This is a genomic window from Variovorax jilinensis (assembly GCF_030316885.1).
Classification (GTDB): domain Bacteria; phylum Pseudomonadota; class Gammaproteobacteria; order Burkholderiales; family Burkholderiaceae_C; genus Variovorax; species Variovorax jilinensis.
Map to the genome: position 1 here is coordinate 728,254 of NZ_JASZYQ010000003.1, position 19,312 is coordinate 747,565.

The following is a 19,312-nucleotide window of genomic DNA, read 5'->3' on the forward strand; positions in this document are numbered from 1 at the left end:
AAAGCCAAAAAACCCGAGCTCGTCTGACCGGAGCTTCGGTTCCGTCGTCGGATGAGCGACGGAACTGCAAGGCTCTGGGCCGAAGTGGGTGCTGTGCGCGTTCGACGATGGTTTCTTCATCGGTCGCATCCCTGAAGGATCAACGCGTGCCCATCGACTCAAACCCATCCTCCGACCCCGCCCCCGATTTCTCGGGCCTCTGGATCCCGCTCGTGACGCCGTTCCGCGAACGGGCGGTCGACCACGATGCGCTCGCGCGCCTGGTCGAGCACCTGTCGCCCTCGGGCATCGCGGGCTTCGTCGTCTGCGGCTCGACCGGCGAGGCGGCCGCCCTCGATGCCGATGAACAGCTCGCCGTGCTGGCGACCGTGGCGCGTGCAGCTCCGGGCCTGCCGCGCATCATGGGGCTCTCGGGCTACCACCTGGGCAAGACGCTGGAGCGGGTGCGCGAACTGGGCGGCCACGACCTCGCGGGCCTGCTGGTGCCGGCACCGAGCTACATCCGGCCTTCGCAGGCCGGCCTGCTCGACTGGTTCGGGGCCATCGCCGATGCCGCGGCCCAGCCCCTGCTGGTCTACGACATTCCCTACCGGACCGGCGTCGCGATCGCGCGCGAGACGCTGCTGTCGCTGGCAGCCCATCCGAACATTCGTGCGATCAAGGACTGCGGCGGCGACATGGCCAAGACTCGGAGCCTGATCGCCGACGGCCGGCTGCAGGTGCTGGCCGGCGAGGACGCCCTGCTGTTCGCCACCGTTGCAGAAGGCGGGGCCGGCGCGATCGCCGCCAGCGCCCATCTTCAGACCGGACGATTCGTCGAGGTGCTGCGCCTGCTCGGTGCAGGCCGGCTGCCCGAGGCGCGCGCCGCGTGGCAGCCGCTGCTGCCGCTGATCGAAGCGATGTTCGCGGATGCCAATCCGGGGCCGCTCAAGGCCGCGCTCGCTCTGCAGGGCTTGCTGGAGGAGGAGCTGCGTTCGCCGATGACCCGCGTCGCGCCCGAGCCTCGCGCCCGGCTGCTCGAAGTGCTGGCGCGCTTCAGCCGCCCGTGACCGGCGGAAAGAAGGCGACCTCGCAGCCCTCGCGCAGCGCGGTGCCTTCGTCGCTCATGACCTGGTCGAAGGCCACGCGCACCGCACGGCCGCGGGCCAGCACGGTCGCGTGCGGTCCGCCGCGCGCGATCAGCTCGTCGCGCAGCGCGGCCAGGTCGGGTGCGGTGGTGTCGACGGTCTCGCCGGCCTTGCCGAGCGCCTCGCGCACCGATGCGAAATAGCGGATCTGGACTTTCATGGCGATCAGGCGAGCAAGGAAGCGAAGGGAATGAACTGCACGGTGTCGCCGGCCTTGAAGGGCTGGCCAGCCGGCGTGTCGATCACGCCGTCGCCCCAGACCATCGAGGTCAGCACGCCCGAACTCTGGTTGCCGAAGACATCGAGGCCGCCCGCGGCATTGCGCCGCGCCCGCAGGAACTCGCGCCGGCGATCGGCGCGGGGCCAGTCGGAATCGACGCGCATCGCGACCGGCTCGGGCGCCACGCGCGACACGCCCTGCAGGCGCAGCAGGAAGGGCCGCACCAGCAGCAGGAAGGTCATGAAGCTCGACACCGGATTGCCGGGCAGGCCTGCGACGTGCGCATCGCCGATGCGGCCGTAGGCGAAGGGCTTGCCGGGCTTCATCGACAGCGACCAGAGGTCGATCTGCCCCAGGTGCTGCACCGCGGCCTTGATGTGGTCCTCCTCGCCGACCGAGACCCCGCCGGTGGTGATGATCAGGTCGTTGCCGAGCGCCGCGGCGCGCAGCGCCTCGATGGTCGCGTCGCGGCGGTCCGGCACCAGACCGAGATCGGCGACCTCGCAACCCAGGCGCTCCAGCAGCGCACGCATGAAGAAGCGGTTCGAGTTGTAGATCGAGCCGGGCTGCATCGCGTCGGGCGCCACCTCGCCGGGCATCACGAGCTCGTCGCCGGTTGACAGCAGCGCGACGCGCGGGCGCTTCGACACCCACAGGCGGTCCAGCCCCACGCTGGCGGCCAGCCCCAGACTGGCCGGCGTGAGGCGTTCGCCCCTGGCGAGCACCACGTCGCCGGCCGCCACATCCTCGCCGGCCTGCCGGATCCACTGGCCCGGCGCCGGCGCGATCGCGAGGCGCACGTTGCCGAGGCGGCCTTCCTCGGGCAGCGCGGTCGTGTCTTCCTGCATCACGACCGCATCGGCGCCTTCGGGAATCTGCGCGCCCGTGAAGATGCGGGCCGCGGTGCCCGCATCCAGCGCGGTGCCGACGCTGCCGGCCGGGATGCGCTGCGCCACGCGCAGCACCGCGCCCGGCGCCGCGCAGTCGGCGCTGCGCACCGCGTAACCGTCCATCGCGCTGTTGTCGCGCGGCGGCACGGTGAGCGCCGACACCACGTCCTGCGCGAGCACGCGGCCATCGGCCTCGAAGGTCGACACCTGCTCGGTACCAACGGTCGGCTCGGCGTGCGCCAGCAGGCGCGCGAGCGCCTCGTCGAGCGGCATCAGGGAGGGACGGTTCGCAGCGCTAGCCATGGGGATCCACCTTGTAGTCGAAACGCGGGCCCTGCCGCAGCAGCCATTCGCCGATGCCCTCGACGTCGTCGAGGTCGAACACCGGCAGCGCGGTCGGCCGTGGCAGGTCGCGCGGCCGGTCGGTCGCGATGCAGGTCACGAAGGCATCCTCGCCGTAGCGGGCCGGGCGCTCGGGTTCGCCGTCCGCACTCGCGCGCAGGATCTCGATCTTCGGCAGGTCGCTGTGCTTGAAGCCCTCGACCAGTACCCAGTCGACGCCTGCATCGAGCTCGGCCAGCAGTTCGTGCACGCCGAGCTGCATAGGCCGCTCGAACTCGCGCATCAGGGCCAGCCGCCTGTCGGAGGCCACCACCACCTCGAAGGCGCCGGCCTCGCGATGCCGGAAGCTGTCCTTGCCCGGATGGTCGATGTCGAACTTGTGGTGCGCATGCTTGACCACCGAGACTCGCTGTCCGTGCCGCTTGAGCACCGGGATCAGGCGCTCGACCAATGTCGTCTTGCCCGCGCCCGAATAGCCGGCGAAGCCGATGACCTTCATGCGCGGCTTTCGGTGGGATCAGTCGCAGTGCTGCGCAATGTAGGCCTTGACTGCCTCGGCATCGGCCGGGAGCTGGACGACGCGCTTGGGCAGCGCCTCGATGCCCTCGAAGCGCGCGGGACGCGCCGGTTCGTGGCCCAGCGCCTCGACGATGGTCTCGGCGAACTTGATCGGCAAGGCGGTCTCGAGCACGATCATCGGCACGCCCGGCGCGAGGTGCTCGCGCGCGGCCTTGAGGCCGTCCGCCGTGTGGGTGTCGATCAGCGTGGCGAAGCGGCGGTCGGTGTCGCGGATGGTCTCGAGCCGGTCGGCGTGCGTGCTGCGGCTGCTCGCGAAGCCGAAGCGTGCCGCCGCCTGGGCAAAGACCGGGTCGGCGCTGAGGTCGAAGCGGCCGCTCGCGCCCAGCTCGTCCTGGAACAGCGCGCGCGTGCGAGCGCCGTCACGGCCCACGAGGTCGAACACGAAGCGCTCGAAATTGCTGGCCTTCGAGATGTCCATCGAGGGGCTGGAGGTCTCGTGCGTGTCGGCCGCGGCGCGCACGCGATAGACGCCGGTGCGGAAGAACTCGTCGAGCACGTCGTTCTCGTTGGTCGCCACCACCAGCGTGCGGATCGGCAGGCCCATCATGCGTGCCACGTGGCCGGCGCAGACGTTGCCGAAATTGCCCGAGGGCACGGTGAAGCTGACCTGCCTGTCGTTCGAGGCGGTGGCTTCGAAGTAGCCCGCGAAGTAGTAGACGACCTGGGCCAGCAGCCGCGCCCAGTTGATCGAGTTGACCGTGCCGATCTTGTACTTGCGCTTGAACCCGAGGTCGTTCGAGACCGCCTTGACGATGTCCTGGCAGTCGTCGAACACGCCCGCGATCGCGATGTTGTGGATGTTGACGTCCTGCAGGCTGAACATCTGGGCCTGCTGGAACGGGCTCATGCGGCCGTCCGGCGAGGTCATGAAGACGCGCACGCCCTTCTTGCCGCGCATCGCGTATTCGGCCGCGCTGCCGGTGTCGCCACTGGTGGCGCCGAGGATGTTGAGTTCCTCGCCGCGGCGGCCCAGTTCGTACTCGAACAGGTTGCCCAGCAGCTGCATCGCCATGTCCTTGAAGGCCAGCGTGGGGCCGTTCGACAGGGCTTCGAGGTAGACGCCGTCCTCGAGCTCGCGCAGCGGCACGATCTCGTCGCTGCCGAACACCTCGGCCGTGTAGGTCTTCGCGCAGATCGCCTTCAGTTCTGCGGGCGGAATGTCGTCGATGTAGAGCGACAGGATCTCGAACGCCAGCTCGGCATACGGCAGGCCGCGCCAGCGGGCGAGCGTGGCGGCATCCACCTGGGGATAGGCCTCGGGCAGGTACAGCCCGCCATCGGGCGCCAGGCCCTCGAGCAGGATGTCGCAGAAGCGGCGGCGGTCCGGGTGGCCGCGCGTGGACAGGTAGCGCATCAGGACAGCTCTTCCTTGCGGATGCGCACGATCGGCGCCAGCACGGTCGGCAGCGCCTGCAGCTGGGCCAGTGCGTCGTCGAGCGTGCCTTCGCGCGTGTCGTGCGTGAGGATGATGAGGTCGGTCTGCGTGGAACCCTCGCCGCCGACCTCGTCGGCCTCGCGCTGCAGCACGGCGTCGATGCTGATGCCGGCCGTGGCCAGCAGGCCCGTGACCTTGGCCAGCACGCCGGCCTCGTCGGCCACGCGCAGGCGCAGGTAGTAGCTCGTGACCACCTCGGCCATCGGCAGCACCTTCAGGTCGCTCATCGAATCGGGATGGAAGGCCAGATGCGGCACGCGATGCGCGGCATCGGCCGTGTGCAGGCGCGCGATGTCGACCAGGTCGGCGATCACGGCGCTCGCGGTCGGCTCGCTGCCTGCGCCCTTGCCGTAGTACAGCGTGGTACCGACGGCGTCGCCGTTGACCACCACCGCGTTCATCGCGCCCTCGACATTGGCCAGCAGCCGCTTGGACGGCACCAGCGCCGGATGCACGCGCAGCTCGATGCCCTGCGCCTTGCGTTTCGTGATGCCGAGCAGCTTGATGCGGTAGCCCAGCTGTTCGGCGTACTTGATGTCCTGCGCCGCGAGCTTCGTGATGCCCTCGACGTGGGCGCGGTCGAACTGCACCGGGATGCCGAAGGCGATGGCGCTCATCAGCGTGACCTTGTGGGCGGCATCGACACCTTCGATGTCGAAGGTCGGGTCGGCTTCGGCATAGCCGAGGCGCTGCGCCTCCTTGAGCACCGTGTCGAAATCCAGCCCCTTGTCGCGCATCTCGGACAGGATGAAGTTGGTGGTGCCGTTGATGATGCCGGCGATCCACTGGATCGAATTGGCTGTCAGGCCCTCGCGAAGCGCCTTGATGATCGGGATGCCGCCGGCCACCGCGGCCTCAAAGGCCACCATCACGCCCCTGGCATGCGCCGCCGCGAAGATCTCGGTACCGTGCACCGCGAGCAGGGCCTTGTTGGCCGTGACCACGTGCTTGCCCGCCGCGATCGCCTCGAGCACCAGTTGCTTCGCAACGCCGTAGCCGCCGATCAGCTCGACCACGATGTCGATCTCGGGGTTGACGATGACGGCGCGCGCATCGGCCACCACCTGCACGCCCTCGCCCACGACGGCCCTGGCGCGATCGGTGTCGAGGTCGGCCACCATCGTGATCTCGATGCCGCGGCCGGCGCGGCGCTTGATCTCTTCCTGGTTGCGGCGCAGCACCGTGAAGGTGCCGCTGCCGACGGTGCCGATGCCGAGCAGGCCAACTTGGATGGGTTTCATTCGATTCGTCTTCTGGATCAGGGGGCCGTTCAGCCGACCCGGTTTCGGTAGCGTTCGAGGAAGGCCGCGATGCGGTTCACCGCCTCGCGCAGATCTTCTTCGTGCGGCAGGAACACGATGCGGAAATGGTCCGGCGTCGGCCAGTTGAAGCCGGTGCCCTGCACCAGCATCACCTTGGTTTCCTTCAGCATCTCGAGGAAGAACTGCCGGTCGTCCTCGATCGGATAGACCTTGGGGTCGAGCTTCGGGAACATGTAGAGCGCCGCGCTGGGCTTGACGCAGCTCACGCCCGGAATCGCGGTGATCAGCTCGTAGGCCAGGTCGCGCTGGCGGCGCAGGCGCCCGCCCGGCCGCACGAGGTCGTTGATGCTCTGGTAGCCGCCGAGCGCGGTCTGGATGGCCCACTGCCCCGGCACGTTGGCGCACAGGCGCATGTTCGAGAGCATGTTGAGGCCCTCGATGTAGTCGCGCGCCATCTTCTTGTCGCCCGAGACCACGAGCCAGCCCGCGCGGTAGCCGCAGGAGCGATAGCTCTTCGACAGCGAATTGAAGGTCAGCGTGAGCACGTCGGTCGACAGGCTGGCGATGGCGGTGTGCCTGACGTCGTCGTACAGGACCTTGTCGTAGACCTCGTCGGCGAAGATCACCAGCCCGTGCTCGCGCGCGATGTCGACGATGCCCTTGAGCAGTTCGTCGGAATAGAGCGCGCCGGTCGGGTTGTTCGGGTTGATCACCACGATGCCCTTGGTGCGCGGCGTGATCTTGGCGCGGATGTCGTCGAGGCTCGGCATCCAGCCGTTGTCCTCGTCGCACAGGTAGTGCACGGGCCGGCCGCCCGAGAGGCTCGCCACGGCGGTCCACAGCGGGTAGTCGGGCATCGGCAGCAGCAGCTCGTCGCCGTCGTTGAGCAGCGCGTTGGTGGCCATCGCGATCAGCTCGCTGGCGCCGTTGCCCAGGTAGATGTCGTCGAGCACCACGCCCGCGATGCCCTGCTTCTGCGTCTCGTGCATCACGGCCTTGCGTGCCGCGAAGATGCCCTTGCTGTCCGAATAGCCGGCCGAGGCCGGCAGGTTGCGGATCATGTCCTGCTGCACCTCTTCGGGCGCATCGAAGCCGAACACGGCGAGGTTGCCGATGTTGAGCTTGATGATCTTCTGGCCCTCTTCTTCCATCTGCTTCGCGGCGTCCATGATGGGGCCGCGGATGTCGTAGAGCACGTTGGCCAGCTTGGCCGATTTCTTGAGCGGTTTCAAAGTCCCTCCAAGGGGGTCTGCGCAGGGGAAAACCTATAATTTGACCACAGTTCCCACCCCTCCCCGATGAAGCTCCAGCCCGACAAATCCGACGTCCAGACCCTCACTGCGCACGGCCCCGGCTGGGTCGCCATCAACAACGAACGGGTTGCGGCGAGCGTCGTGGTCGGCTCGCACGGCGAGCGTTTCGAGTGGAACGCGAACGAGTTCGGCGAGCTCGGTGCCGAGCATTTCGCCCGGCTCGCCGATCTCGGGGCGGAACTCATCATCTTCGGCAGCGGCAAGCGCATCCGCTTTCCGCAACCCGCCTGGCTTCAACCCCTGATGGCCAAGCGTACCGGCGTCGAGACCATGGACACGCCCGCCGCCTGCCGCACCTACAACATCCTCGCGAGCGAGGGCCGTCACGTGGTGGCCGCGTTGCTGATCGAGAAGGCCGAGGGTGCCGAGGGGCAATAGGAAGCATTTCGGGGTAAAATCGCGGGTTGCGAAACCGGCGGCCCGCCTTCAGTTAGCAACGACCAATCCTCCATGACTGCGTGCCTCGTCACGTCCGCGTGTCCCGCAGGTCATGGAATCAAACGGAGAAAACAAGTTTCATGGCGATCGTTGTCAACAAACCCATTCCCGAATTCGACGCCAATGCGACTGGCGGCCTCAAGGTGTCCAACACCTCGCATCTCGGCCACGTGCTGGTCATGTACTTCTACCCCAAGGACAACACCCCGGGTTGCACAACGGAAGCCATGCAGTTCCGTGATCGCTACAAGGATTTCGTGAAGGCCGGCGCCACCGTGTTCGGCGTCTCGCGCGACAACATGAAGTCGCACGACGAATTCAAGGCCAAGCTCGAACTGCCCTTCGAACTGATCGCCGACACCGAAGAAAAGATGTGCCACATGTTCGGCGTGGTCAAAAACAAGATCATGTACGGCAAGAAGGTCAAGGGCATCGAACGCAGCACCTTCCTGATCGGCCCCGACGGCGTCCTCAAGGCCGAATGGCGCGGCCTCAAGGTCCCCGGCCATGTCGACGACGTCCTGAAGGCCGTCAAGACGCTCAAGAAAGCAGCCTGAAACAATAAAGCGTGCGGTTTTGCGCATTCGCGTTGGCGAGGCGCAACTTTCGCCGATTGCGTCATCCGCGATGTGCATAATGGGTTCATGCCGTTGAGCTCCACGACCGCATCCACCGAACAAAGCCGCCCTGGTATTCAGGCGGCTTTTTCGCTTTCTGGCCTCTTCCTTTTTGCGAGCGAACCGACCCATGCCCTTGCCCCCCGCCCCCACGAAGCGCGCCGCCCTGCTCACCCCGGACGCCCACGACGCGCCCGCCCGTTCCGCGCAGGGACGCGGCGGTCGCCGTTCGTCCGACCGCAGGACTGAGGAACGCGGCTCGAACGGGCCCCAGCCGCTCGAGCTTTTCGATCGCCACGCGGCCGAGGCCGGCGCTCCGGTCGAGGTCGCGACGCCGCCGCGCGCCAGGGCACCGGCCCCGGTGGTGCACGCAGGCCCCGCGATCCAGGTCGAGACCCGCGTGCGCACGCCTGCCCCGGCGCCGCAGCCGGCACCCGCACCGCGCCCCAAGCGCAAAGCCACCGGGCCCGCCAAGCTCTTCGTGCTCGACACCAACGTGCTGCTGCACGACCCGATGTGCCTGTTCCGCTTCGAGGAGCACGACATCTTCCTGCCGATGATCGTGCTGGAGGAACTCGACGGCCACAAGAAAGGCACCACCGAGGTGGCGCGCAACGGCCGCCAGACCAGCCGCACGCTCGATGCGCTGGCCGGCGCCAAGGACGCCGACATCGGAAAGGGCCTGAAGCTCGACACCACCGGCCACCGCGAGGCCGGCGGCAAGCTGTTCTTCCAGACCGCCCCGCTCGACTACACCCTGCCGACCAGCCTGCCGCAGGGCAAGGCCGACAACCAGATCCTCGGCGTGGTGCAGGCGCTGCGCGACCTGTATGCCGAGGATGCGCCGGGCCGTCCGAAGCAGGAGGTGGTGCTGGTGTCGAAGGACATCAACATGCGCGTCAAGGCGCGCGCGCTCGGCCTCGCGGCCGACGACTACCAGAACGACAAGACGCTGGAAGACGGCGACCTGCTCTACGCCGGCTCGCTCGCGCTGCCGGCCGATTTCTGGACCCGCCAGAGCAAGACCGTCGAGAGCTGGCAGAGCGGCAGCAGCACCTTCTACCGCATCAGCGGGCCGATCGTGCCGAACCTCTTCATCAATCAGTTCGTCTACTTCGAGGCGCCCGGCGAACCGAGCATGTACGCGCGCGTGACCGAAATCCGCGACAAGACCGCGGTGCTCAAGACGCTCAAGGACTACGGCTCGGTCAAGAACGCGGTCTGGGGCGTCAACACGCGCAATCGCGAGCAGAACTTCGCGATGAACCTGCTGATGGACCCGGAGGTCGACTTCGTCACGCTGACCGGCACCGCCGGCACCGGCAAGACGCTGATGGCACTGGCGTCGGGCCTGACGCAGGTGCTCGACGATCGCCGCTACACCGAGATCATCATGACCCGCGCCACGGTCAGCGTCGGCGAGGACATCGGCTTCCTGCCCGGCACCGAGGAAGAAAAGATGGGCCCCTGGATGGGCGCGCTCGACGACAACCTGGAGTTCCTGGCCAAGGGCGACGGTGGCGGAGCCGGCGAATGGGGCCGCGCCGCCACCAACGAGCTCATCCGAAGCCGCATCAAGATCAAGAGCATGAACTTCATGCGCGGGCGCACCTTCCTCAACAAGTACGTGATCATCGATGAGGCGCAGAACCTGACCCCCAAGCAGATGAAGACGCTGGTGACGCGCGCGGGCCCGGGCACCAAGATCATCTGCATGGGCAACCTGGCGCAGATCGACACGCCCTACCTCACCGAAGGCTCCTCGGGCCTCACCTTCGCGGTCGACAAGTTCAAGGGCTGGCCGCACAGCGGACACATCACGCTGGCGCGCGGCGAGCGCTCCCGCCTCGCGGACTTCGCAAGCGAAGTCCTGTAGCTCGCCCCCAGCCTCGCTCACTGCGTGTAGCTCGGACACCCCCTTCCGGGGGCAGCACCTGCGGCCCGGCGAAGCCGGTTCCGCGGTGTTCCGCGAACAGGCCTGCGCTGCGCGAGGCCGCCAATCGCCACATTGCTGAAGCCTGCTGACACCACGTTGTCAGCAGGCGGAGCGCAGCATGGCGGCTCCATTCATTCAACGAGGAGTTCCGCATGACCACCACCATCAACTGGTTCGAGATCCCCGTCGCCGACCTGGGCCGGGCGCAGGCCTTCTACGAGAAGGTGCTGGGACGCGCGATGAAGCGCGAGGACATGGGCGGCGAGCCGATGGCGATCTTCGCCTACCAGGAGCCGGCCACCGGCGGCTGCCTGGTCGTCGGCGGAACGCGCACCGCGCCAGCGGGCAGCGGCGTGCGCATCTACCTCGACTGCACGCCGAGCATCGACGCCGCACTGTCGCGCGTGGCTGCGGCCGGCGGGCAGGTGGCGACGCCGAAGACCGCCCTTCCCGCCGACATGGGTTACTTCGCGGTCCTGCGCGACACCGAGGGCAACGAGGTCGGGCTGCACGCCCTGGCCTGAACGACGCCGGGAGAGGAGAAACGACATGCAACCCCAACACCAGCGCCTCGAACCCTTCCAGGTCGCGGGGCTCACCGCACGCACGACGAACCGCGACGAGAGCGATCCGGAGGCCGCACGCATCGGCACGCTGTGGGACCGCTTCTTCGGCGAGCGCGTCTACGAGAAGACACCGCACCGCGTGAACGACATGCGCCTGTTCGGCGTCTACTCGAGCTACGAGACCGATGCCGAGGGCGCCTTCGACGTCACGACCGGCGTCGCGGTGGCCGACGGCCCGACCAGCGTGCGCATCGAGGGCGGCGACTATCTGGTCTTCCACGGCCAGGGCGAGATGCCGCAGATGGTGCTCGCGGTCTGGCAGTCGATCTGGCACTATTTCGAGAGCCATCCCCAGATCCGGCGTCGCTACCGTACCGACTTCGAGGCCTACAGCGGCCCCGAGCAGGTCGCGATCCACATCGGCGTGCTGCTGGACTGACCTTGCCGGAGACCCTCCACCGTCCATGCGCCGCGCCGACCGCCTGTTCCAGATCGTCCAGCTCATCCGTGGGCGGCGGCTCACCACGGCCGCCTTCCTCGCGCGCCGGCTCGAGGTGTCGGAACGCACGGTCTATCGCGACGTCGCCGACCTGCAGCGCCAGGGCGTGCCGGTCGAGGGAGAGGCCGGCGTCGGCTACCGCATCGGGGTCGGCTTCGACCTCCCGCCGCTGATGTTCACGCAGGACGAGGCCGCTGCGCTGGTGGCCTCGGCGCGACTCGCGCAAAGCTGGGTCGACGCCGCGATGGCGCGCGACATCGAGTCGGCGCTCGGCAAGATCCTCTCGGTGCTGCCTGCAGCGGCGCGCGTGTCGGCCGAGAGCCTCGCGCTCTATGCGCCGGCCTACGTGATCGACGCCGGCACGCGCGAGCGCCTGCAGGTGCTGCGCGAGGCCGTGCAATCGCGCCACAAGCTGCAGATGGCCTACCGCGACGTCGTCGGGGCACCGACCCGGCGCACGGTGCGTCCGCTTGGCTGCTTCTACTGGGGAAAGGTGTGGACCTTCTCGGCCTGGTGCGAACTGCGCGGCGATTTCCGCGGCTTCCGGCTGGACCGCATCGACACCATCGAGGTGCTGCCGGAGCGTTTCCGCGACGAGGCGGGCAAGACGCTGGCCGACATGCTGCGGCAGCTGCAGGCGCAGGCCCGCAACGAGACTCAGTAGCCCTGGTACTCGCCGCCCGCGAGGTTCTCGAACTTGGTCAGCGGCTTCAGGAACGCCAGCTTGACTGTGCCGGTCGGACCGTTGCGGTGCTTGCTGATGATCACCTCGGCAACACCCGGTTCCTTGCTGTTCTTGTCGTAGTAATCGTCGCGGTAGATGAACATGATGATGTCGGCGTCCTGCTCGATCGCGCCGGACTCCCGAAGATCGCTCATCATCGGACGCTTGTCGGTGCGACTCTCGACGCCGCGGCTCAGCTGCGACAGCGCGATCACCGGGCACTTGAGCTCCTTGGCGAGCATCTTGAGGCCGCGCGAGATCTCGCCGACCGCCGTGGCGCGGTTCTCGTCGTTCATGCTGCTCGACACGCTCATGAGCTGCAGGTAGTCGACCACGATCAGGCCCAGCTTGCCGTACTGGCGCGCGAGGCGACGGGCGTTGGCACGAAGTTCGCTGGTCGTGAGGCCGGGCGTCTCGTCGATGTGCAGCGAGACGTTGCGCAGCTTCTCGATCGCCTCGGTGAGGCGCGGCCATTCCTCGTCGGTCAGCTTGCCGGTGCGCAGGTGGGTCTGGTCGATGCGGCCGATCGAGCCGACGATACGCACCGCGAGCTGCGAGGCGCCCATTTCCATCGAGAACACCGCCACCGGCAGGCCCTCGTTGAGCGCCACGTGTTCGGCGATGTTGATGGCCAGCGAGGTCTTGCCCATCGAGGGCCGCGCCGCCAGCACGATCATGTCGCCGGGCTGCAGGCCCGAGGTCATCTTGTCGAACTCGTAGAAGCCGGTGCGCACGCCCGTGATGTCGTTCGGGTTCTCGGCCATCTCGGTGACGCGGTCGAGCAGTTCGACCACCAGTTCATCCATGCCCTGGAAGCCCTGCTTCATCCGGGTGCCTTCTTCCCCGATGTTGAAGATCTTCTGCTCGGCCTCGTCGAGGATCTTGTCGACCGACTTGCCCTGCGTGTTGAAGGCGTTGGTCGCGATCTCGTCGCTCGCGCTCACCAGCTTGCGCAGGATCGAGCGCTCGCGAACGATCTCGGCGTAGCGGCGGATGTTGCTCGCGCTCGGCACGTACTGCGCGAGCGAGTTGAGGTAGGCCAGGCCGCCGATCTCGTCGGCCTTGCCGAGGTTCTGCAACTGCTCGTAGACCGTGATGACGTCGGCCGGCTTGCTGGCGTTGATCAGCGTGCCGATCGCCGCGTAGATCAGCTTGTGCTCGTGGCGATAGAAGTCGCCATCGGACACCACGTCGCCCATCCGGTCCCAGGCGCCGTTGTCGAGCAGCAGCCCGCCCAGCACGCTCGACTCGGCCTCGATCGAGTGCGGGGGGATGCGCAGTTGTGCGATCTGGCGGTCGGTCGACGGGTCGTTGTCGGCGTACGAAAAAACAGCGGACATGAATTTCCTTGCAGCCCCGCATGCTAAGCCGGCCGAGGCGCGGCGTGTGTGCACAAGGCTGTGAATAAGCGGTGATCTTCCGGTGAACGGTGCGGGACAACATGTTCCCCGGAAAAAACAAAAGCCGCCCGAGGGCGGCCTTCATGCGCAAGGAGCGCAGGGGACGATCAGGCGCTCTCGCCGTAGACCGTCACGGTGATGTCGACCACCACGTCGGTGTGCAGTGCTACGCCGACGGTGCTGTCGCTCACGGTCTTGATCGGACCGTTGGGCATGCGCACTTGTGACTTCGCGACCTTGTAGCCGAGCTTGTTGAGCTCTTCGGCGATGTCGGCGTTCGTGACCGAGCCGAACAGGCGGCCGTCGACGCCGGCCTTCTGGGTCAGCTTGACGGTGGTGCCGGCGAGCTTTTCGCCCTGGGCTTGCGATTCGGCCAGCTTGGCGGCCGCAGCCTTTTCGAGTTCGACGCGCTTGGCTTCGAATTCGGCCTTGTTGGCTTCGGTGGCGCGACGTGCACGGCCCGAAGGAATCAGGAAGTTGCGTGCGTAACCGTCCTTGACCTTGACGATCTCGCCGAGAACGCCGAGGTTGACGACCTTGTCCAGAAGAATGACTTGCATGTGAGTTTCTCCTTAGACGCGGTGTTGGTCGCTGTACGGCACCATCGCGAGGAAGCGTGCGCGCTTGATCGCGGTGTTGAGCTGGCGCTGGTAGATCGCGCGCGTGCCGGTCAGGCGCGCGGGAATGATCTTGCCGTTTTCGCTGATGAAGTCGCGCAGGGTGTCGATGTCCTTGTAGTCGATCTCTTCGACGCCGGCGACGGTGAAGCGGCAGAAGCGCTTGCGCTTGAACAGCAGCGACTGGGTGTTGCGCTTCGGACGCTTGTCCTTGTTGAATTTCTTGAACGTGGCCATGTGGACCTCTAGAAAATTAGTTGAACTCTTGGATGTGAAGCACTGGATGCTTGGCCGTCCCCGGTGTCGCCAGGAAGCCCCGGAATTCCCAGAGGCTGCCCATCGACTGCCCTGCCAACCTCTCGGCCACTGTGCCGAAGGCGACGGCCTTGAGGGCCGCCTTGACCTGTCGGGCCTGGGCCGCTTCGATGACTGTCGACTCGTGTTCGAGTCGCAGGTCGATGGCGGGCAGGCCGGCTGGCGTGTAGCGAAGGGCTCCGATTTCGGCGACGCAGGCCGTCAGCACGAGGCTGTTGACCGCGACGGCATTCACATCATCAGTTGTTGTTGGCGGCGTATTCGGCCTGCTGGGCCTTGCGGGCCTCTTCGCGCTCGACCGTCTTCATCATCGACGAAGGGCCGGTGTCGGCCTTCTTCTTGACCACGGTGAGGTGGCGCAGAACGGCGTCGTTGAACTTGAACGCGTGCTCGAGCTCGGCCATGACGGTCTGCTCGGCTTCGATGTTCACGCACAGGTAGTGCGCCTTGTTGAGCTTGTTGATCTGGTAGGCCAGCTGGCGGCGGCCCCAGTCTTCAACGCGGTGGACCTTGCCGCCGCCGGCCGTGATCAGGCCCTTGTAGCGCTCCAGCATGGCCGGAACTTGCTCGCTCTGATCCGGGTGGATCAGCAAAATGATTTCGTAGTGACGCATGGCACTCCTTGTGGGTTTCTTCCCCGATTTTTTGAAAGCCTTTTCAAGCTTTTTTCGGGGAAAGGGGTTGAGCCACCCGCGGCGTCAGACGCAGTGTGGCAAGGCAAAGCCGTAAATTATAGCACTCAGCCGCCGCGCAGTGCCTTCTCGAGTGTGGCGGCCTTGTCGGCGCCCACGGCGGCCTGGATCTTGGGGAACAGCTCGAGCAGCTGCTCGTAGTTGGTAGTGCCCTCGACCGAGAGGTTGAGCCTGAAGCCGCGCAGGCCCAGGCTGCCCGTGAGCTGGGTGGCGATCGGATAGGCGTCCTTGTAGCGCTGCTGCAGGGAGCGGCCCGCCGCGGGCGCAGCCACCGTCGATACTGCGGCGGCCGCGTCGCTCGAGGGCTCCACCAGCGCGTGCGCTCCGCCGGACGCTGCGGCGACTGGAGACGGCGCGGCCGTCGCGGGCACGGCGACCTCCGCCGCGGCCGGCGCGGCGCCGCCGCCCACCTGCGCCAGCAAGCCGTGCGACAGCAGCTGGTCGATCTCCTCGCGCGTGACGCCCATGCCGGCCGCCAGCACCTCTGCCAGGCTGCGCTTGCCGTCGAACAGGATGAACGCGGTGCGCTGGCGGGGCGTCAGCGAGATGGAGCGGTCCTTGAGAACGCGTTGCCCGGCTTCAGTCTTGACAAGAATCATTGGGGTTCCTCGACACAAGGTCAGGGAGCGCGCGCAGCGTCGGAAAGAAGTTTCCGGTGGCTTTTTGGCGCGGTCGCGTCCCGATGCAGCCTGAGTTTGACATCAAAGAAGCATTTGGTTGCAAATACACCAAGCTGACGCCGGGATTACAGGCGCGCCGTGACGAAAGTCGTTGCGCTGCGGTGACAAACGCCACCGCAGGCAACGCGCCCCCCCGCTCCGCGTGGCTTCGGCCCGCCTCAGCGGCCCGCGAGCTGCTTCCAGGTGTCGATCACGCTGTCGGGGTTCAGGGAGATCGATTCGATCCCCTGCTCGGCCAGCCAGAGCGCGAAGTCCGGATGGTCGCTGGGCCCCTGCCCGCAGATACCGACGTACTTGCCTTCGGCCTTGCAGGCCTTGATGACCTTCTCGAGCAGCGCCTTGACGGCGGGGTCGCGCTCGTCGAAGTCGGCCGCCAGCAGTTCGAGGCCCGAGTCGCGGTCCAGCCCAAGGGTGAGCTGGGTGAGGTCGTTGGAGCCGATCGAGAAGCCGTCGAAGAACTTGAGGAACTCTTCCGGCAGCACCGCGTTGCTAGGCACCTCGCACATCATGATCAGCTTGAGCCCGTTCTCGCCGCGCTTCAGGCCGTGTTCGCCGAGGAGTTCGGTCACGCGCTTCGCCTGCCCGAGCGTGCGCACGAAAGGCACCATGATCTGCACGTTGGTCAGGCCCATGTCGCCGCGAACGCGCTTGAGCGCCTCGCACTCCATCGCGAAGGCCTCGCCGAACTCGCCGCTCAGGTAGCGCGCCGCACCGCGGAAGCCCAGCATCGGGTTCTCTTCCTCGGGCTCGTAGCGGCTGCCGCCGATCAGCTTGCGGTATTCGTTCGACTTGAAGTCCGACAGCCGCACGATCACCGGCTTGGGCCAGAAGGCAGCACCGATGGTGGCGATGCCCTCGGCCACCTTGTCGACGTAGAAGGCGCGGGGCGAGGCATGGCCGCGAGCCACCGACTCGACCGCCTTCTTGAGGTCGGCATCGACGTTCGGGTAGTCGAGGATCGCCTTCGGATGCACGCCGATGTTGTTGTTGATGATGAACTCGAGCCGTGCCAGGCCGACGCCGTGGTTCGGCAGCTGGGCGAAGTCGAAGGCCAGTTGCGGGTTGCCGACGTTCATCATGATCTTGAGGTCGATGCTTGGCATCTCGCCGCGCTGCACCTCGGTCACCTCGGTCTCGAGCAGGCCGTCGTAGATGAAGCCGGTGTCGCCCTCGGCGCAGCTGACCGTGACCAGCGTGCCGTCCTTGAGCAGATCGGTGGCGTCGCCGCAGCCGACCACGGCCGGGATGCCGAGCTCGCGCGCGATGATCGCCGCATGGCAGGTGCGCCCGCCGCGGTTGGTCACGATGGCGGAAGCGCGCTTCATCACCGGCTCCCAGTTGGGGTCGGTCATGTCGGTCACGAGGACGTCGCCGGCCTGCACCTTGTCCATCTCGCTGATGTTGTGGACCAGGCGCACCGGTCCGGTGCCGATCTTCTGGCCGATCGCGCGGCCCTCGGCCAGCACGGCGCCGCGGCCCAGCAGCTTGTAGCGCTGCTCGGCCTTGCCCTGCTGCTGGCTCTTCACGGTCTCGGGGCGTGCCTGCAGGATGTAGAGCTGGCCGTCGGTGCCGTCCTTGCCCCATTCGATGTCCATCGGGCGGCCGTAGTGCTCCTCGATCACCAGCGCGTACCTGGCCAGCTGCTCGACGTCGGCGTCGGTCAGCGAATAGCGGTTGCGCTGCTCGGTCGGCACGTCGGTGGTCTTCACCAGCTTGCCGCTGGCGGCCTTCTCCTCGGCGCTCGCGAACTCCATCTGGATCAGCTTGGAGCCGAGGTTGCGGCGGATCACGGCCCGCTTGCCCGCGCGCAGGGTGGGCTTGTGGACGTAGAACTCGTCGGGGTTCACGGCGCCCTGCACCACCGTCTCGCCGAGACCGTAGCTGGAGGTGATGAACACCACCTGGTCGAAGCCCGATTCGGTGTCGATCGTGAACATCACGCCGGCGGCGCCGAGGTCGCTGCGGACCATGCGCTGCACGCCGGCCGACAGGGCCACGACGTCGTGCGCGAAGCCCTTGTGGACGCGGTAGCTGATCGCGCGGTCGTTGTAGAGCGAGGCGAACACCTCCTTCATCTTGTGCAGCACGTCGTCGATGCCGACCACGTTGAGGAAGGTCTCCTGCTGGCCCGCGAACGAGGCGTCGGGGAGGTCTTCGGCGGTGGCGGACGAGCGGACCGCGAAGCTGGCCTGCGGATTGCCGGCCGACAGCGCGGCGAAGGCCTCGCCGATCGCCTTCTGCAGGTCGGCCGGGAAGGGCTGGGCCTCGACCATGGCGCGGATCTCGCCGCCCACGGAAGCCAGGGCGCGCACGTCCTCGGTGTCGAGGGCGGCCAGCTTGGCGCTGATCCGGTCGGCCAGGCCGTCATGGGCCAGGAACTGGCGGAAGGCGTGGGCCGTGGTCGCGAAGCCGGTGGGCACGCGCACGCCCTGCGGCAGCTGGGAAATCATCTCGCCGAGACTGGCGTTCTTGCCGCCGACCGCCTCGACGTCGGTCATTCTCAGGTTTTCGAAAGGTACGACCAGGGCGGTCGCTTCGAAGAGTGCAGACATGGGAAGCTCCAGAAGTTGAAACCGGGGCTGCGGGCGGCCGGCGCGATGCGATCGTTCTTCTTGCTCTGGGCATCGACGGCGGGTGCATGCAGGAGAATTTGGGGCTGGGGAGCGGGGCCAAGGCGCCCGGCATTCCCGATAATGGGCCGAATTGTAGGCGCGGCCGGTCCCGGCGCGCCGCAGGACAAGGCCGCCAAATCATGCATACCCGCACAGTCTTCTTCGTTTCCGACGGCACCGGCATCACGGCCGAGACCTTCGGCAACGCCGTCCTGGCCCAGTTCGAGATGAAGCCGCGCCACGTGCGCCTGCCCTTCACCGACACCGTGGACAAGGCGCACCAGGCGGTGCGCAAGATCAACCACACGGCCGAGATCGAGGGCGTGCGGCCGATCGTCTTCACCACCCTGGCCAACATGGAGGTGCTCGACGTCATCGAGACGGGCTGCAAGGGCATGCTGCTCGACATGTTCGGCACCTTCGTGCGGCCGCTCGAGATCGAGCTGGGAATGAAGTCGAACCACCGCATCGGCCGCTTCAGCGACGTCAGCAAGAGCAAGGAATACGACGCCCGCATCCAGGCGATCGACTTCAGCCTCGCGCATGACGACGGCCAGAGCAACCGCGACCTCGAGGGCGCCGACGTGATCCTGGTCGGTGTGAGCCGCAGCGGCAAGACGCCGACCTCGCTCTACCTGGCGATGCAGCACGGCCTGAAGGCGGCAAACTACCCGCTCATTCCGGAGGACTTCGATCGCCGCCAGCTGCCGCCGGCGCTGATGCCGCATCGCAAGAAGATCTTCGGCCTCACGATCCAGCCCGAGCGGCTCAGCGAGATCCGCAACGAACGGCGCCCGAACTCGCGCTATGCCGCGATCGAGAATTGCCGCCACGAGGTCAGCGAGGCCGAGGCCATGATGCGCCGCGCCGGCATCCGCTGGCTGTCGACCACGACCAAGTCGATCGAGGAGATCGCGACCACGATCCTGCAGGAGCTGCGGCCCGAGCGGCTGAGTTATTAGGCTCGCCCCCAGGTTGGCTCACTTCGTGTAGCCGCCCACCCCCTACCGGGGGCGCAGTCAGCGGCCCGGCGAAGCCGGTTCCGCGA

21 protein-coding genes are annotated in these 19,312 nt (G+C 67.1%); 8 read left to right on the forward strand and 13 right to left on the reverse strand.

All coding sequences use genetic code 11. The features are described 5' to 3' along the window. Positions 1 to 152: 152 nt before the first annotated feature. A complete protein-coding gene (dapA, locus tag QTH87_RS15045) occupies positions 153 to 1,049 on the forward strand; it encodes a 4-hydroxy-tetrahydrodipicolinate synthase (RefSeq protein WP_444812794.1) in 897 nt (298 codons plus the stop codon). Here dapA and QTH87_RS15050 read toward each other — a convergent pair. Genes QTH87_RS15050 through QTH87_RS15075 form a run of 6 tightly spaced genes read right to left on the reverse strand, consistent with a single transcriptional unit; the run spans position 1,036 to position 7,087 of the window. Continuing rightward, positions 1,036 to 1,287 (reverse strand): MoaD/ThiS family protein, encoded by a 252-nt coding sequence (locus tag QTH87_RS15050; protein ID WP_286610138.1) that lies wholly within the window; start codon positions 1,285 to 1,287, stop codon positions 1,036 to 1,038. The two genes, dapA and QTH87_RS15050, sit on opposite strands and share 14 nt — an antisense overlap. A gap of 5 nt (positions 1,288 to 1,292) precedes the next feature. Beyond that, entirely contained in the window at positions 1,293 to 2,540 is a 1,248-nt protein-coding gene (locus QTH87_RS15055; RefSeq protein WP_286610140.1) for a molybdopterin molybdotransferase MoeA, read from the reverse strand. Beyond that, positions 2,533 to 3,078, reverse strand: a complete 546-nt coding sequence (mobB, locus tag QTH87_RS15060; protein WP_286610142.1) for a molybdopterin-guanine dinucleotide biosynthesis protein B — start codon at positions 3,076 to 3,078, stop codon at positions 2,533 to 2,535. Before mobB ends, QTH87_RS15055 begins: the two co-directional genes overlap by 8 nt. 18 nt (positions 3,079 to 3,096) lie before the next feature. Then, the gene (gene thrC / locus QTH87_RS15065; RefSeq protein WP_286610144.1) at positions 3,097 to 4,512 is read right to left on the reverse strand and encodes a threonine synthase; all 1,416 of its coding nucleotides are present in this window, start codon (positions 4,510 to 4,512) and stop codon (positions 3,097 to 3,099) included. Beyond that, entirely contained in the window at positions 4,512 to 5,834 is a 1,323-nt protein-coding gene (locus tag QTH87_RS15070) for a homoserine dehydrogenase (RefSeq protein WP_286610146.1), read from the reverse strand. Before QTH87_RS15070 ends, thrC begins: the two co-directional genes overlap by 1 nt. Before the next feature lie 29 nt (positions 5,835 to 5,863). After that, on the reverse strand, positions 5,864 to 7,087 hold the full coding sequence (locus QTH87_RS15075) for a pyridoxal phosphate-dependent aminotransferase (RefSeq protein ID WP_286610148.1): 1,224 nt from the start codon (positions 7,085 to 7,087) through the stop codon (positions 5,864 to 5,866). A 66-nt stretch (positions 7,088 to 7,153) separates the two neighbouring features. Here QTH87_RS15075 and QTH87_RS15080 point away from each other — a divergent pair, with 66 nt between their 5' ends. The 6 genes from QTH87_RS15080 (at position 7,154) to QTH87_RS15105 (ending at position 11,888) form a co-directional block, all read left to right on the forward strand. Then, a complete protein-coding gene (locus tag QTH87_RS15080) occupies positions 7,154 to 7,546 on the forward strand; it encodes an Mth938-like domain-containing protein (RefSeq protein ID WP_286610150.1) in 393 nt (130 codons plus the stop codon). Positions 7,547 to 7,686: 140 nt separating this feature from the next. Next, a complete protein-coding gene (locus tag QTH87_RS15085) occupies positions 7,687 to 8,163 on the forward strand; it encodes a peroxiredoxin (RefSeq protein WP_158720379.1) in 477 nt (158 codons plus the stop codon). A gap of 190 nt (positions 8,164 to 8,353) precedes the next feature. Further along, a complete protein-coding gene (locus QTH87_RS15090) occupies positions 8,354 to 10,099 on the forward strand; it encodes a PhoH family protein (RefSeq protein ID WP_286610153.1) in 1,746 nt (581 codons plus the stop codon). A gap of 212 nt (positions 10,100 to 10,311) precedes the next feature. Further along, complete coding sequence (locus QTH87_RS15095; RefSeq protein WP_286610155.1) at positions 10,312 to 10,683, forward strand: VOC family protein; 372 nt, start codon at positions 10,312 to 10,314, stop codon at positions 10,681 to 10,683. 25 nt (positions 10,684 to 10,708) lie between these two features. After that, positions 10,709 to 11,164 carry a GyrI-like domain-containing protein gene (locus tag QTH87_RS15100; protein WP_286610157.1) on the forward strand — a complete coding sequence of 152 codons (456 nt, stop codon included), beginning with the start codon at positions 10,709 to 10,711 and terminating at the stop codon, positions 11,162 to 11,164. A 25-nt stretch (positions 11,165 to 11,189) separates the two neighbouring features. Next, positions 11,190 to 11,888 carry a helix-turn-helix transcriptional regulator gene (locus QTH87_RS15105; RefSeq protein ID WP_286610159.1) on the forward strand — a complete coding sequence of 233 codons (699 nt, stop codon included), beginning with the start codon at positions 11,190 to 11,192 and terminating at the stop codon, positions 11,886 to 11,888. On the opposite strand, the gene dnaB is transcribed toward QTH87_RS15105, so the two are convergent. From dnaB to ppsA, 7 genes are all read right to left on the reverse strand, one after another. Continuing rightward, entirely contained in the window at positions 11,882 to 13,288 is a 1,407-nt protein-coding gene (dnaB, locus tag QTH87_RS15110) for a replicative DNA helicase (RefSeq protein ID WP_286610161.1), read from the reverse strand. The genes QTH87_RS15105 and dnaB overlap by 7 nt on opposite strands. Positions 13,289 to 13,455: 167 nt before the next feature. Further along, entirely contained in the window at positions 13,456 to 13,908 is a 453-nt protein-coding gene (rplI, locus tag QTH87_RS15115) for a 50S ribosomal protein L9 (RefSeq protein ID WP_286610163.1), read from the reverse strand. Positions 13,909 to 13,920: 12 nt separating this feature from the next. Further along, on the reverse strand, positions 13,921 to 14,202 hold the full coding sequence (gene rpsR / locus QTH87_RS15120) for a 30S ribosomal protein S18 (RefSeq protein WP_007830781.1): 282 nt from the start codon (positions 14,200 to 14,202) through the stop codon (positions 13,921 to 13,923). Positions 14,203 to 14,218: 16 nt separating this feature from the next. After that, positions 14,219 to 14,515, reverse strand: coding sequence for a primosomal replication protein N (gene priB, locus QTH87_RS15125; RefSeq protein ID WP_286610165.1), 297 nt, complete (start codon positions 14,513 to 14,515; stop codon positions 14,219 to 14,221). 4 nt (positions 14,516 to 14,519) lie between these two features. After that, complete coding sequence (rpsF, locus tag QTH87_RS15130) at positions 14,520 to 14,894, reverse strand: 30S ribosomal protein S6 (RefSeq protein ID WP_286610166.1); 375 nt, start codon at positions 14,892 to 14,894, stop codon at positions 14,520 to 14,522. Between the two features lie 125 nt (positions 14,895 to 15,019). Next, the gene (locus QTH87_RS15135) at positions 15,020 to 15,571 is read right to left on the reverse strand and encodes a hypothetical protein (RefSeq protein WP_286610168.1); all 552 of its coding nucleotides are present in this window, start codon (positions 15,569 to 15,571) and stop codon (positions 15,020 to 15,022) included. Between the two features lie 239 nt (positions 15,572 to 15,810). Then, entirely contained in the window at positions 15,811 to 18,204 is a 2,394-nt protein-coding gene (gene ppsA / locus QTH87_RS15140) for a phosphoenolpyruvate synthase (RefSeq protein ID WP_286610169.1), read from the reverse strand. Between the two features lie 200 nt (positions 18,205 to 18,404). Here ppsA and ppsR point away from each other — a divergent pair, with 200 nt between their 5' ends. Further along, positions 18,405 to 19,226, forward strand: coding sequence for a posphoenolpyruvate synthetase regulatory kinase/phosphorylase PpsR (ppsR, locus tag QTH87_RS15145; RefSeq protein ID WP_286610171.1), 822 nt, complete (start codon positions 18,405 to 18,407; stop codon positions 19,224 to 19,226). Positions 19,227 to 19,312 lie beyond the last annotated feature (86 nt).